Below are 13,925 nucleotides of genomic sequence, written 5' to 3' on the forward strand. Positions count from 1 at the left end.
TGTCTAGTCCCACCTGATGCTTGACGTTTGCGTCCCAGCTGTTGCTTGACGGTTGGTCTAGGTTTCGGTGCTGACCTTGCGGGGTCGGCTGGCTTTGAGGTTACCGGATCGGCTGGTCGTTGGTGCGTCGCACGGTGCGGGGTCCGGCGTCGGTGTGGATGGTCAGGTCGGTGTCGGTGACCTCGATCGTGACGGTCTTGCCGGCGTGGGCGCGGCCGAGAGCGACTTTCTGCCCGACGACCATGACCACGCCGGAGTTCGACGCCCGCCGCTGAACAGGCACTGCGGCGGTCGCGGGTTGCGGCGGCGGGCCGGCCGGGCGCACGCCACGGAGCCGGCTGATGTCGGCCGGGGTCAGCGGGTTCGGCCGGGTCCGCAGCAGGTGACGGGTGTCGAGGTCGAAGAAGCTCAGCGTCGCCGCTTCGATGCGGATCCCGACCCGGCGCCCGCCGAGGATCTCCGCGGCCAGGACCAGATGCTGACCCAGCGACACGCTGCCGGCCCGGTTCACGCTCCGGTCCACCTCGACCGCGTCACCATGCTCGGCCGGGGGCAGCGGTGGCGGACCGGCCGGGCGCCCGCCCTGACGCAGCAGGCCGGTGAGGTCGGCGACGGACAGGTGCGACCGCACTGATTTGATCCGGGCGCCGCCGATCAGCAGGTGGATGACGTCGGTGTCGGCCCAGAACGTCACCGTGATCCCGGACTGGTTCGGGCCGAGCCAGAACTGTTTCCCGGCCACCTGCAGATTGCCCGACGGTGGCACGACCCGGTCGAATTCCACCGCGTCGCCGGACCAGGACGTCACCGCGGGTGCGCTCACCAGCAGCGGCACCGGCGGCAGGGCCGGTTCGCCTGGTGTCGTGAGCGAGGCGGGCAGCTTGAGGGGCATCACGCCGGGTTCGGCAGGCCGGAATCGGGTGGCGGGAAACGCCATGTCCAGCGACTGATGCGGCCGGTCGGTGTTGTACTCGTGACGGAACACGTCGATCGCCGCCTGCACACTGTCCAGATCCGGCCAGAGCGCGACGTCATCCAGCAGCTCCCGCCGCAACCTCTGGTGGAAGCGTTCCACCTTGCCGGTGGTCGTCGGTGTCGCGGGCTGGGTGAGGCGGTGCACGATGCCGTTCTCCCGGCAGATCCGGTCGAACATCACCTCGCCACCGTTACCGAAGCGGGCGGTGAACTGCTTGCCGTTGTCGGTCAGCACCTCCTCGGGCACCCCGAACTCGAACAGCGCTTCGGCGAAGGCGAGACAGACCGCGCGGCCGGTGGCCCGGCGCACCACCGAGGCGATCACGCAGAACCGGGAGTGGTCGTCGACGCCGGTGACGACCTTGGCCTCGGTCCCGTCGGTCAGGAAGATCCCACCGACGATGTCCATCTGCCAGAGTTCCATCGGCCGATCGCGTTCCCAGCGCAGATAGTCCTTGCGGCCCCGGCGCCGTTTGGCCGGAGTCATCAGCCCATGACGAATCAGGATCCGATAGACCGTCATCCGTGACGGCATCACATCGCCGGGGCAGCCATTGCGGCCCAACTCGAACGCGATCCGCCGAGACCCCCACTTCGGGTGATGCCGGCGCAGCTCACACACCAACGCCTCCACCTGCGGCAATGCCTGATGAGCACAGCTGTCCGGGCGATGCGACCGGTCCTGCAAACCGGCCAGACCCTCGTCGGCATAACGGCGCAGCCAGGCATGCACGCTCTGCCGCGACACTCCGACCTTGCCGGCCACCTCCACGACCGGATCCCCGGCCAGGACCGCCAGCACGGCCTGATACCGCTGTACCACGATCGACATTGCCACCAGTGCCAATCCCCGGCCCCCAGACCCCGCGCTGCCGCAACAACACGTGATCAGGAAGCCAAACGGTGATCATGTCAAGCATCAGGTGGGACGCGACTGTCAAGCATCAGCCGTGACGGGACATCACGATCGACATCATTCCCGTGAGAACTTTCTATACGTCTTCAAGGCAGCCCTCCGGGCCGCCACGCGGTCCGATCCGCTTGCCGGCTCGCGCCTTGCCGCTTCGCTCTCGGCGCGAGCCGGCAGCAAACACCGCGGCGTCCGGTGGACACGCCGAAGCCCCGGTCGCTCGTTCGCCGCGGCGACCGGGGCTCACGTGCAAAGGGCGTCAGCCTATTAGGACTCGTCCCCGTACGGGTATGGCCCTGCCGTCGCGGGCCCGACATCGCTGGGCAGCCGGGACAAGACCAGCGAAACGGCCTCCTCGGCGGTGGTGGGCTGGCCGAGGACAACGCCATCCCATGAGGTCCTCACCACGAACTGACCATTCTGCGTCTCCACGCACACCGCGTTGGGGGAAAACGGGTACCCCGTAGTAGTCGAGAACTTCAGGGCCCAGTGGCTCGTGTAGGGGTATAGCTGGCGCAGCTTCGGCTCGGCGTAGGCCGCGTCGAGCAGCTCTCGGTATTCTGGCCAGGGTGCCTGGTCAGCGGCCTCACGCAAGAGCTGCCACTGGGTCGCTACGACCTGCGCCGGCCCTTGTTCGGCAGCTTCGGCGAGTCGTGGCAGCTCCACAAACGGCACCGCCTGCTCGATGTCGCGTAGCGGTACCCCGTCGCGCCACAGCTGCGCCGCCCGGGCGACATCGGTCAGATGTTGCGTGGAGCCGCCGATCAGCCAGATGCCTTGACCCCAACCGGTGATCACCCAACAACGCTCGACCGCTCCGGCGGTAACGCCAAGATCCTTGCGCAACGGGGTCGCGCTGGTGACGCCGGCGTAATACAGCGGCTGCCTCTCGTCGGCGACCACCTGGCCCAGCGAAAGCCCGTGTTCGGCCGCCGCTGCCTGCAGCGCTGCGGCGAGACTGCCCATCGCGGCCACATCGGGATACAGGTCGGCTGGATCAGGGTAACTCGTCACAGCAGCGAGTCTGCCGTATTCGCCTCCGGCGGGTAGGGCCTCCGGCCCTACGACCCGGGACGGGCCTCCGGCGGCCGGGGCTCCGCCCCTGGACCCGGCGACTCCGGGATGCCTGCACCTGAACGTCAACCCAGCGCACACCGGAGGCAACCAGCCCGCGCCTGCCCGGTCAAGGTCGTTCGTCCGGTGGGGCGCTCCACCTTGACCGGGCAGGCGCGGCCCGGCCGAGCGAGGCTTGCGCGACGGGATGCCCGCACAGGCAGAAGCCACCCCGCTCGTTGGGAGAAGCCTGGGAGACGATCTTGATTTCCGTACCCTGCCGACCCACATAAGACATACGAGCACCACCAAGCGTGACCAGCACATTCGCACGCCTGTGCTGGTCAACGGAGCGTGTTGACCATCCTGGGGGCCGAGGGGTCGCAGATTCACTGTCCGATGCATTGCGACCAAGATCGATCGCGACAACCACGCGACAACTCCGCCGCAAAACGAGTGGAAGACAATGAGAACCAGCGGCCAGCGTTGAAGCAGGTCAGCCCTCAGATTTCTAGCCCTCGTGCAGGTCAACGCTACAGCGCGTTTGATTCGAGATGTACTACAACGTCTGATCGAAGAAGCGCCCGCTGATCCGACCTCGGGTACCGCGCGAAGAACGGCGGTCATGCTCGGCTCCTAGCCGCCATGGCCGCCGTTTTGCGTAACTAATCCGTCGACGTCCATGCCGTCCGGAGCTGCGCACGCCGGTGGTCACTCAGTCGGTCACTCATCCCGTACCGGGGTCGCACGGGCTTGACGGACGGCCTGGGTCTGTCGGCAAACGGCAGGCGCGACGTTGTCGAAACGGGAGAGGGAGAGGGGCGCGGCGGTCGATTCAGCAACCAGGTCGCCGCGCCCCAAGAGCGACGCAGCTACTTCAGGAACTGCCCCGTGTCGGCGCTGTCCGTAGAAATCGAAGAAGGAAGCGACGACTCGGAACCACCTTTGAAGGTGTATTGGCGTCCCTTGCCGTCGAGCTGGTACAGGCCTCTGTCGCCGGTGACGATGTACTGTCCGGTTGCGACGCCAGGTGTCATCTCGAACGGCTTGAGGAAGACGACATACCGCGATCCTTCGGACAGAAGCACCGAGGTGTCTTCAGAGTCGGCCGCGGGGCCGCCGAGCTGCCTGATCGCGACAGTTCCCGACGGAACGCTTCCCCACATGACCTTGTTCACCGTGAACTGGGTGACCGTGAATTGTATTCCGGCCGTTTCTTCGACCGAAGAGGCGCCCGCTGTACCCATGAGGATGGCGGTGCTGTCGCGCTTCAACTGAGCCATCGTCGTGTAATCCTTGGCACGACTTACGTGAAGCTCGGCCTTCTTCGGCTCGGCCGGTGGAACCGGGGCATCCTGTGTGCGCCCTACGCTGCATCCGGTGATGCCGACGGTCGCGGCCACCAACAATGCGATCTTACGGGTGAACATCTAGTCTCCTTCTGGACCGCATCAGTAGAGCGAGTTGGCGCCGAGTCTGTCGTCGGGCGTCACGGTATTGACGCCGCAGACGTCGTAGCGACGCCCCGTGTCGCCATGCATCACGCTGACATCGGAACAGGGCCCGGTAGGCCTTTCTCGGTGCCAGAGGCCCAGAGCATGTCCAATCTCGTGAACGATCACACTCTGCTTCTTGGCTCCCGGATAACTGTCAGTGTGGTAACGATTGGACCAGGCGGTGTTGGTCTGCGACCAGAAGCCGTTCTGACAGGTGTGCAACGGGTTGTCATTGTCTGGATGAACTCCGCTGGCGTCGAGCAGAACTCCATCGAAAATCACGTTGCCGAAGTTCCCATCGGTGATGCGGAGGTTCGCTCCCGAGCTGACCTTGGTGAACTGGATTTGCGTCGACGACGAGTTCCAAGCGATGATGCTCCACTCGGCAGGGTTGGAGTATGCGTTACTCGAGCTCACATTCTGCCACTTCAGCGAGTTGCCCGAAGCGTTGTATTTGCAGCCGATCGGCTCCCAGGCCGCGGCCGGCGAAGCGCTCGCGACTGCCGCACCCGCTGATGCGGTCACGACGAGCATCGCACCTATGAAACGTCTGGACCTGTCGCGCAAAACGAACCTCCCCCGATGATGTCGCCACGATGGCGTCAGCACCGTATCCAACAGATCGTTCACGAGCAACAGGACGAATGAGCTGGAACCGGACCTCGCAAAAGTGGGTATCCGAACGGATGCACAAATAAAGCCATTTCGGTGGAGATCGAACGGCAGTTGACGCGGATTCTTCAGGAGTCGAATGTGCCGGTTGACTCCGACCATCGTTTCCAGCGCAGGTGCATGAACCATCGCGCGACACGTCTCCATCACGGTCGGTCACTCCGGGCTACGTCGCCGAACAATCCGGCACGCCAGCCGGTCTGTCGAACGACAGCCACCGCTGGTGGAGAACCGTCCCGCGATCTCCCGCGGAAAGCGGGGGCCGTACGTCAGATTGCGGGCTCATGATCCGGCCCTCTATCGTGCGGCTTCGTCACTCGATCAACGCGGGGGATCATGAGCGAGTTCTACGTCGATGCCGCCGGGCTGAACAGCCTCTACAACGTGCTCGCCCGTGCTTCGGGAGACGCCGCCGACACGCTGGACTACACCAAGAAGCACTGCGACCTGAGCTTCTCCGACGTCGGCCTCATCATGCGCCTCATCTCTCCGCACAAGCATGCGTACGAGGAGGTCACCGGCGCTCTCACCCGGCTCGCAGAGATCGCCGGAGGCGCCGGTACCCAGATCAACGCGGCCCAGCGTGACTACGCTCGTACCGACCAGGACGCAGCCGCTCGGGTGGATGCCGGATATCCCGGCCCCAAGGACGCCACCGCCCTGCGCGGGACGCTGAGCCAGGGACGTCCCGATCTGCAGGGCTATCGTTCGGCGTTCGCCGACATCGCGGAACCGACCGCGCACCTGCGGAATCCGGAATATGCGATCGGCATCGAGATGTGGTCGATCAATCCCATGGCCGACCTGATCAGTCCGTCGGCATGGCTGCGGCAGGTCAGCATCTGGCTGTTCAGCTACGACCCCTTCGAGGGGTGGGCTTCGCAGTTCAGCGGCGACTGGAAGGCCTATGTGCACTGCGGCAACGCGATGGGTCTCGCCGGCGCCGCCGCACACGACATCGGCCGCAACCTCATCGCCACGGCCGCCGACGTACCGTCGGTCTGGCGCGGCAAGGCCGCCGAGGCCGAGCAGGAATTCCAGGTCGCCCTCGGGGCCGCCGCCATGAACCTGCAGAGCGCGTGCCGACAGTACAACGACCTCTACATGCAGGCCGCCGAGGCGGTCAAGAAGCTGTTCGACGTGGTGAGCGGCCTGATCAGCGACCTCCTCGACGTTCTCATCATCATCAACGCCTCGGCGGCCATCGGCACGGCCACCATCGAGACCGTCGTCGGTCCGATCGCCGGGTACGGTGTTGCCGCGTACTACACGTGGCAGGCGTACGACCTCTACAAAGAGATTTCCAAGTTCTATGGCAACGCCGAGGATCTACTCAAACTGATCGGTGGCTCCATCACCGGTATCAAGGCCACCCTCGCTGTGAAGGACCTACCGACCGTTCAGCCCTACCGGCACCCAGCCGGCTACTGAGCCCTCCGAAAGGGACCGCACTCGCTCATGACCGGCGATATCACGCATGACCCGCTCGCCCGTTCCGTGCTGCGTCACCTCGCCGCTACCCGCGGCAAGGACGACGCGCTCGGCTCCCTCGCCCGCACGGTGCTGAGCGGCGAGGCGAGTCTGCGAGCCGCGGCGGACAACTCCTGGCACAGCGAGGCCCTGGCCGCGGCGGCTCAGGCCGCGCAGGACGAGCAGAGCCGCATGTCCCCGGAGCAGCGTGCCGACATCGAGCAGGCCGCACACCGACTCCGCCGCGAGAGCGCGGCCGACGCGGACGGCGGGGACTCGTGACGCCGTTCCAGCGCTGGCGGATCGCCGTGCCACTGGCTGTCATCTCCGCGCTGTTGCTGGGAGCGACCGCCCTCGGTGCCTGGGCTTACTGGAACGTCGACAGTACGGCGGAGAACGCGCTGACCGTCTTCCTCTGCCTCATGTTCGTCCTGTGCCTCGGCACCAGCCTGTCGATCGGTTTCGATCGAAAGATTTCGGATGTGCCGTGGCTCCGCATCGGCACGGTGCTCGTGTTCATTGTGCTTTCCTGCGGCGTCAGCTGGGTGAGAGACACCCTCTAGCGGGCCGTGTCCCCGACGGCCCTACGCCATTGTCCGGCGCCAAGTCCTCAGGTCGGGTCCGCCGCTCTACCTCTTGCGGAAACGCAGGAGCTCGCGCAGGAGCAGCACGCCGACGAAGGTGGGCACCATGGCGACGACGCCGACTCCGTAGCTGAGCCAGGCCAGCCATGGCTTCGGCGTCTGGTCGGCGCGGGCCAGCAGCCTGCTGCCACGGTGGCTGCCGAGATCGCCGACGCGGACGGTGGCGCCGATGTCCGCCGACGTGAACACGTCGCCGACGGTTGCCCGTTCCACCTGGCCGTCGGCCCAGGTCATCTGCGCCTCGCAGCTGGCCCAGGACCCGAAGCCGCGGGTGGTGATCGGCCCGTGTGTGACGCAGTAACTGACGGTCGCCTCGCCCTCGCGCTTGGCGTCGGCCATGTCCTCGCCGGCGAGCCGGTTCAGTGTCACCGCCAGTCCGAGCAGGCCGAACCCCAGGACCAGAATGGCGGCGATGGCCAGGAACGAGCGGACGAACCCGACCGCGGTGCCGGCCTCCGGATCAGCGGTCTTTCGGTCGAGCTCTCGCTCTCGTTCCCTGATCTCGTCGAGCTCTCGCTCTTGTTCCCTGATCTCGGCGAGCCGTTCGGCAGCCCGCTCCCGCCAAGAGTCCATGGGGGCCTCCTGTCAGAGCGGAAGATCGATCGGCTTCGGGGACGGGTTGTCGTCCCGCAGCGTATCTCCCGACTGCCCACTGTTCTGTGAGGTGTTCGTCTGCCCGGCGCTCCGCGCGGTATTGACCACCACATTGTCCTGCCGGAAGCCCTTCCAGGCAGGCGCGCTCTCGACCACTGCTGGCGTACGGAAGGCATCCAGACGCAGCGTGTCACGGCTGGCCTGTCCGATCTGCCGGAGGATGTCGTCGCACTGCTTGGTGATCATGGACATGTTTCTGATGGCGGTGAAGAGCCGCTTCAACACGTCGAGGATCTGGGTGCTGGCCTTGCCGACCAGGATGGCGACCTCCGCGGCGACCTTCGGGATCAGGACCACCGTGGCGGCCTGGATCGCCTTCGAGATGCAGGCGCCGACGACCTCGGCCACGATGTCACGGATGGTGTTGCGGATGACGCCGACCATCGCGCCGACGATGGTGGTCGCCTTGCTCATGGCGTCGGCGATCACGCCGAGGGCCTGCACCGACTCGGCGTGGGCCACTGCTCCACCCGGCTTTCCCAGTCGGAAAGCACGCTTTGCGGATCTGTCGGCACTGCGCCCTCCCCGAGACATGAACGCAGGAGTCTAGACGTACGCAGGCCATATGCAAGATCCGCCCGTCGGCCGTTAGCCTGCTGTGTCCGCCGGCGAGTGCAGCAGCCGTCCGAACTCTGTCCCGGGCACCAGCCACCATCCTCGCGGCCAGGTGTCGTTGCGGTCCTCGCGGGGCAGCACGCGGGCCTCCTCCAGGGCCGCGCCCGCGGCGAAGCGGGCCTCGGCGAAGCCGGTGTCGCCCAGGAAGATGGTGTCGCTGAACCAGGCCGCGTCCGCGAAGGTCGTGGTGTGGAAGCTGGTTCGCCCGGCGAAGTTGCCCTCGCCGAACCAGGCGCTCGCCGCGAAGGTCGCCTCGTCGAACACCGCCTCCGCGGCGAAGGAGGCCCGGCTGAACTCCGCGATGCCGTCGAAGGTGGCGGTGCGGAATGCGGTGTCGCCGGCGAAGGCGGCGGTTCTGAAGCGGGCGTCGGCGCCGAAGTGTGCCTTGCCGAACCAGGCGACGTCGCGGAACCGGGTCTTGCGGAACCAGGCGTTGCCGCAGAACGTGGCCTCGCCGAACCAGCCGCCGCCGGAGAAGGTCGCGCGGTCGAAGTCGGCCTTGGCCGAGAAGACGACGTCGCGGAAGCCGGCGTTCTCCTCGAACGTGGCCTGGCGGAAGTCCGCCTCGAGACCGAAGGCCGCTCCCCGGAACTCGGCGTTGACGTGGAACGTCGCGTCCCGGAACCAGGCGCCGCCGGAGAAGGTGGCCTCCGCGAAGTCGGCGACGCCCTGGAAGGTGGCGTGCCGGAAGCCGACGTCCTCGGCGAACACCGCCTGGGTGAACTCGGCCACGCCCGCCACGGTCGCCGCGTCGAAGTCCGCCTGGTCCGCGAAGATGGCCTCGGCGAAACGGGCGTCGCCGGTGAACTCTGCGCCGCCGAAGCGGGCGGTGCCGGTGAAGCTGGCGTTGGCGAACGACGCGGGTCCGTGGAAGGTCGCCGCGGCGAAGGCGGCGTGGTGGACGTGAGCCTGGTCCACGTCCCAGGCCATCAGGGTGGCGCCGGTGAGGTCCAGGTCCATTGCGGGCCAGAACGTCTGGCACGGGTCGGGTGCCACCGCTGCGGCCTGCTGGGGTTCGAGGTCCGCGGGTAGCCGCAGGTGGGCGGTGAGGATCCGCTGCGCGGTCAGACGGACCTGCAGTTCCTGATGAGCGGTGCGGGCGTCGGCCGTCGCGCTGACCGGTGCGGGCAACGGGAGCTCGTTCGGCGGCGCCGGGGTCCGGCTCGCGAGCGGCGCCGGCGCCGGCGGGGGCGTGTACGGCATCCGCAGGTAGGCGCAGAGCACGTTGACGATCGTCTGCCGCTGGGCCGGATTGTTCTGCGCGAGGCGTTCCAGGGCGTAGAGGCCGGCGAGCCGGACGGCGGCGTCGGTGGAGCCCAGCTGCTCGGCCGCCTTGGTGTAGAGGTCGGTGACCCGGCGTTCCGTGGCGTCGGCCTCGGTGTGCGCGTGTTTGCGCAGCTCGAGCTCGTGGGTGTGCTCCGACAGCCGCTGCCGGCGTACGGCCAGCAGCAAGGCGGCCGCCGCCCCGCCGGCGGCGACGAAGCCGAGCCCGTACTTGATGGCCTCGATCTGAAGTTTGGCCCGGTCGGGCCCGCGGACGTCGGTGGCGATCAGCAGCATCATGACCGAGGCCACGATCCCGACGCCGACGACCACGCACGCCGCGGTCAGCAGCCCCTGGTCGGAGAGGAACCAGGGCCAGCGGAGGGGGCGCGGCGCGGCATCGTCGACGGCGCCCGGGGAACGTCGACCTCTCACGGACATATGGTCTCAAACGGGCACAACGTGCCGCCTGACGCGACCGTGCGGGGAGGCGCCCGGTAAGGGGCGCCGGGTCAGCGGGGGCGCTGCTGGCGGAACGCGCCCTTGCTCGGCCGCATGTTCTTCGGGATGGCGCCCTTCGGCATCTGGGGGCGGGCCAGCAGGGCGCCGAGGCGCTTGTCCAGCGCGTTGACGTCCTTGCCCGTCAGGTTGCGGGGCAGCTTCATCATGGTCGTCCGCAGCTTGCGGATGGAGAGCTCGCCCTCCTGGCCGCCGATCACGTAGTCGTACATCGGGGCGTTGCCGATGACCTTGGAGAGGCGGCGCTTCTCCTGGCCGAGCAGGGTGCGCACGCGCTGCGCCTGGCCCTCGCCGAGGAGGATCACGCCGGGGCGGCCGATGACGATGTGGACCATGTCGAACTGGGTGGTGGAGCTGGCGGCGGGGCGTACGCGCCAGTCGCCGCGCATGTTCTCCATGATCGAGGCGGCGGCGCCGGGCTGGCCCTCGGCGGCGTTCATCATGGCCGCGTTGGAGCGCAGGTTCAGCACGATCAGCACGGCCAGCAGGGTGACCATGATGCCGATCGGGATCCAGACCCAGCCGAAGTCCAGGAGGACGAACAGTACGGTGATCGCCAGGGGGATCAGCGCCGCGGCGATGACCAGCGGGACGAACCATTTGTCCTGCCGTGCCGTGAACGCGAAGACCTGGCCGATCTGCTTCAGGCGCTCGCGGAACGACACCTTCTCCTGGGGTTTTGCCATACCCGAAAGTGTAAGGGCCGGAGCCCGCCCGTCAGCCGCGGGCCTCCAGGGCCTGGCGGTAGAGGCGGCCCGCCCGGTAGGACGAGCGGACCAGCGGCCCGGACATGACGCCGGCGAAGCCGATCTGCTCGGCCTCCTCGCGCAGCTCGACGAACTCCTCGGGCTTCACCCAGCGCTCCACCGGGTGGTGGCGCGGGGTGGGCCGCAGATACTGCGTGATGGTGATCAGCTCGCAGCCGGCGGCGTGCAGGTCGCGCAGGGCCTGGGAGACCTCGGCGCGCTCCTCGCCCATGCCGAGGATCAGGTTGGACTTGGTGACCAGGCCGGCCGCGCGGGCCTGGGTGATGACGTCCAGCGAGCGTTCGTAGCGGAAGGCCGGCCGGATCCGCTTGAAGATGCGCGGCACGGTCTCGACGTTGTGGGCCAGCACCTCGGGCGCCGCGCCGAAGACCTCGGCGAGCTGGTCGGGCTCGGCGTTGAAGTCGGGGATCAGCAGCTCCACGCCGCAGCCCGGCTGCAGCTTGTGGATCTGGCGCACGGTCTCGGCGTAGAGCCACGCGCCGCCGTCGGGCAGGTCGTCGCGGGCCACGCCGGTGACGGTGGCGTACTTCAGGCCCATGGTGGCGACGGACTCGCCCACCCGGCGCGGCTCGTCGGCGTCGAACTCGGCGGGCTTGCCGGTGTCGATCTGACAGAAGTCGCACCGCCGGGTGCACTGGTCGCCGCCGATGAGGAAGGTGGCCTCACGGTCTTCCCAGCATTCGTAGATGTTGGGACAGCCGGCCTCCTGGCAGACCGTGTGCAGGCCCTCCTTCTGCACCAGCCCGCGCATGTGCGTGTATTCCGGGCCCATCTTGGCCTTGACCTTGATCCACGGCGGCTTCCGCTCGATGGGAGTCTCGGCGTTGCGTGCCTCGATGCGCAGCATGCGGCGGCCCTCGGGAGCAATAGTCACGACCCTGAGGTTACGCCGAATGCAAGATCAACCGGAGTAGGGGCGACGAGGCTCACGTAGGCGAATCTGTGAGCGCGCTCACGATAATCCCGCGAGCCCCAGCGGCCTCAGTGTTAACCTCGCGCTCACGGCGACGACGGAACCAAGTAACGCTCCGATCCGCCGGCGAAGAGAGCCACCGGCAGCTGGAAAGGTGGCCCGGCGCCGGGGCGCGAAGACACTCCCGAGCCGCAGCACGACAAGAGGCGCCCGGTCGTCCGGGCGCGAAGGTGTGGTGGCACCGCGAGGATCCCGCTCGCCCACACCTCCCTGGGGCCGCGTTGCAGACACCAGAGGAGGTCGCCCGCCATGCAACGCATCCTCTCCACCGACCTGGCCGCCCACGAGAAGCAGACCGTCACCGTGGCCGGCTGGGTACACCGCCGCCGGCTGCTCAAGTCGGTCGCCTTCCTGATCGTCCGGGACGCCGCCGGGCTCAGCCAGGTCGTGGTCACCGACGAGGGCGTCCGGGCCCAGCTCGAGGAGCTGACCGAGGAGACCGTCGTCGAGGTCACGGCCACGGTCACCGCGAACGCGGCGGCGCCGGCCGGGGTCGAGCTCACCGAGCCTTCCCTGCGGCGGCTGAGCGGCGCTGTGCCCGTACCGTTGCCCTTCGAACTGCACCGCCCCGCGCTGAGCGCGACCCTGGCCACGCAGCTCGACCATGCCGCCCTGGCCCTGCGGCATCCGTCCCGGGCGCTCGCGCTGCGGGCGTCGGCCGCGGCCACCGCGGGCTTCCGGGCGGCGCTGGACCGGCAGCGGTTCGTCGAGATCCACACGCCGAAGATCGTCGGTACGGCGACCGAGTCCGGCGCGAACGTGTTCGCGCTCGACTATTTCGGCCGGTCGGCCTACCTCGCCCAGTCGCCGCAGTTCTACAAGCAGCTGATGGTCGGCGTCTTCGAACGGGTCTACGAGGTCGGCCCGGTGTTCCGCGCCGAGCCGCACGACACCTCGCGGCACCTGGCGCAGTACACCTCGCTCGACGCGGAGCTCGGCTTCATCGCCGACCACCGCGACGTGATGGCGCTGCTCACCACGGTCGTGGCCGGCATGACCGAAGCCGTCGCCGAGCGGACCGGCCTGGCCGTGCCGGAGGTGCCGGCCGAGATCCCGTCCGTGCACTTCGCCGACGCGCTGCGCCTGGTCGGTGCCGCGCCGGACGAACCGGACCTGGCGCCGGCCCACGAGCGCGAACTGGGGGAGTGGGCGCGGCGCGAACACGGCTCCGAGTTCGTCTTCGTCACCGGCTACCCGATGGCGAAACGCCCGTTCTACACGCATCCGCAGCCGTCCGACCCGCGCTGGAGCAACAGCTTCGACCTGCTGTTCCGCGGGCTCGAGCTGGTGACGGGCGGGCAGCGGCTGCATCGTCACGAGGACTATCTGGCGGTGGCGCCGCAGCCGGAGACGATCGCGGGGTATCTCGACGGGTTCCGCTACGGCATGCCGCCGCACGGGGGTTTCGCGATCGGCCTGGAGCGGTTCGTGGCCCGGCTCACGGGGGCGGCCAACGTCCGGGAGGTGACGGCGTTTCCCCGCGACGTGGGGAGGGTGGGGCCGTGATCTTTTCGCTTTTATAAGTACGGCCACAGAAAGCGCACGTGGCACACGCCGCGCATGTGCCGTCCCGGCCTGGTCACGCTGCCGCCGGCCGGGACGGGGTGGTCGCTGAGCTGACGCAGGCGCGCCGGCGGCCTTGCCGCCGGCGCGCCTGGTCGCGCTCCGGTTTGTCGCGTCCGATTCGTCGCGCGGTTTGTCGCGCCGTTTCGCGTCCGGCCCAGCCCAGCCCGGCCCAGCCCAGCCCGGCCCGACCCAGCCCGGCCCGGCCCGGCCCAGCGCGGCCCGGCCCAGCCCGGCCCAGCCCGGCCCAGCCCGGCCCGACCCAGCCCGGCTCGGTTCGTCGGGGGGTGGGGTGGACGCTCCTATGACCGGTCAAGAGGTTGACGGTGTGGTTTCGAGGCGTCGGTAGAT

General features: G+C 68.2%; 13 protein-coding genes. 4 read left to right on the forward strand and 9 right to left on the reverse strand.

From position 1 onward, the window contains the following. Positions 1 to 100: 100 nt before the first annotated feature. The 4 genes from IEY99_RS33175 to IEY99_RS33190 all read right to left on the reverse strand — a co-directional run bounded on the left by IEY99_RS33175 (position 101) and on the right by IEY99_RS33190 (position 4,968). Entirely contained in the window at positions 101 to 1,807 is a 1,707-nt protein-coding gene (locus IEY99_RS33175) for an IS481 family transposase (protein WP_229799491.1), read from the reverse strand. Between the two features lie 345 nt (positions 1,808 to 2,152). Further along, entirely contained in the window at positions 2,153 to 2,899 is a 747-nt protein-coding gene (locus IEY99_RS33180; RefSeq protein ID WP_189208079.1) for a DUF6193 family natural product biosynthesis protein, read from the reverse strand. 911 nt (positions 2,900 to 3,810) lie between these two features. Further along, positions 3,811 to 4,368, reverse strand: coding sequence for a hypothetical protein (locus tag IEY99_RS33185; protein WP_189208080.1), 558 nt, complete (start codon positions 4,366 to 4,368; stop codon positions 3,811 to 3,813). Positions 4,369 to 4,389: 21 nt separating this feature from the next. Beyond that, positions 4,390 to 4,968 (reverse strand): matrixin family metalloprotease, encoded by a 579-nt coding sequence (locus tag IEY99_RS33190; protein WP_189208081.1) that lies wholly within the window; start codon positions 4,966 to 4,968, stop codon positions 4,390 to 4,392. Positions 4,969 to 5,442: 474 nt separating this feature from the next. Between IEY99_RS33190 and IEY99_RS33195 the strand changes: the two genes are divergently transcribed. The 3 genes from IEY99_RS33195 to IEY99_RS33205 are packed head-to-tail and all read left to right on the forward strand — an operon-like array spanning position 5,443 to position 7,139. Then, positions 5,443 to 6,537: a hypothetical protein gene (locus IEY99_RS33195; protein ID WP_189208082.1), complete on the forward strand. Its 1,095-nt coding sequence runs from the start codon at positions 5,443 to 5,445 to the stop codon at positions 6,535 to 6,537. Positions 6,538 to 6,564: 27 nt separating this feature from the next. Next, positions 6,565 to 6,858 (forward strand): hypothetical protein, encoded by a 294-nt coding sequence (locus IEY99_RS33200; protein WP_189208083.1) that lies wholly within the window; start codon positions 6,565 to 6,567, stop codon positions 6,856 to 6,858. Beyond that, on the forward strand, positions 6,855 to 7,139 hold the full coding sequence (locus IEY99_RS33205; protein WP_189208084.1) for a hypothetical protein: 285 nt from the start codon (positions 6,855 to 6,857) through the stop codon (positions 7,137 to 7,139). Before IEY99_RS33200 ends, IEY99_RS33205 begins: the two co-directional genes overlap by 4 nt. 66 nt (positions 7,140 to 7,205) lie before the next feature. On the opposite strand, the gene IEY99_RS33210 is transcribed toward IEY99_RS33205, so the two are convergent. From IEY99_RS33210 to lipA, 5 genes are all read right to left on the reverse strand, one after another. Continuing rightward, the gene (locus IEY99_RS33210; protein WP_189208085.1) at positions 7,206 to 7,793 is read right to left on the reverse strand and encodes a DUF6346 domain-containing protein; all 588 of its coding nucleotides are present in this window, start codon (positions 7,791 to 7,793) and stop codon (positions 7,206 to 7,208) included. A gap of 12 nt (positions 7,794 to 7,805) precedes the next feature. Then, the gene (locus tag IEY99_RS33215) at positions 7,806 to 8,336 is read right to left on the reverse strand and encodes a hypothetical protein (RefSeq protein ID WP_189208086.1); all 531 of its coding nucleotides are present in this window, start codon (positions 8,334 to 8,336) and stop codon (positions 7,806 to 7,808) included. A 126-nt stretch (positions 8,337 to 8,462) separates the two neighbouring features. After that, complete coding sequence (locus IEY99_RS33220) at positions 8,463 to 10,187, reverse strand: pentapeptide repeat-containing protein (RefSeq protein WP_189208087.1); 1,725 nt, start codon at positions 10,185 to 10,187, stop codon at positions 8,463 to 8,465. A gap of 77 nt (positions 10,188 to 10,264) precedes the next feature. Continuing rightward, positions 10,265 to 10,957 (reverse strand): DUF4191 domain-containing protein, encoded by a 693-nt coding sequence (locus IEY99_RS33225; protein ID WP_189208088.1) that lies wholly within the window; start codon positions 10,955 to 10,957, stop codon positions 10,265 to 10,267. A gap of 31 nt (positions 10,958 to 10,988) precedes the next feature. Next, entirely contained in the window at positions 10,989 to 11,933 is a 945-nt protein-coding gene (gene lipA, locus IEY99_RS33230) for a lipoyl synthase (protein ID WP_373293490.1), read from the reverse strand. A 327-nt stretch (positions 11,934 to 12,260) separates the two neighbouring features. Between lipA and aspS the strand changes: the two genes are divergently transcribed. Continuing rightward, positions 12,261 to 13,517, forward strand: a complete 1,257-nt coding sequence (gene aspS, locus IEY99_RS33235) for an aspartate--tRNA(Asn) ligase (protein ID WP_189208089.1) — start codon at positions 12,261 to 12,263, stop codon at positions 13,515 to 13,517. Positions 13,518 to 13,925 lie beyond the last annotated feature (408 nt).

This window comes from Couchioplanes azureus, assembly GCF_014648355.1.
Taxonomy (GTDB): Bacteria; Actinomycetota; Actinomycetes; order Mycobacteriales; family Micromonosporaceae; genus Actinoplanes; species Actinoplanes azureus.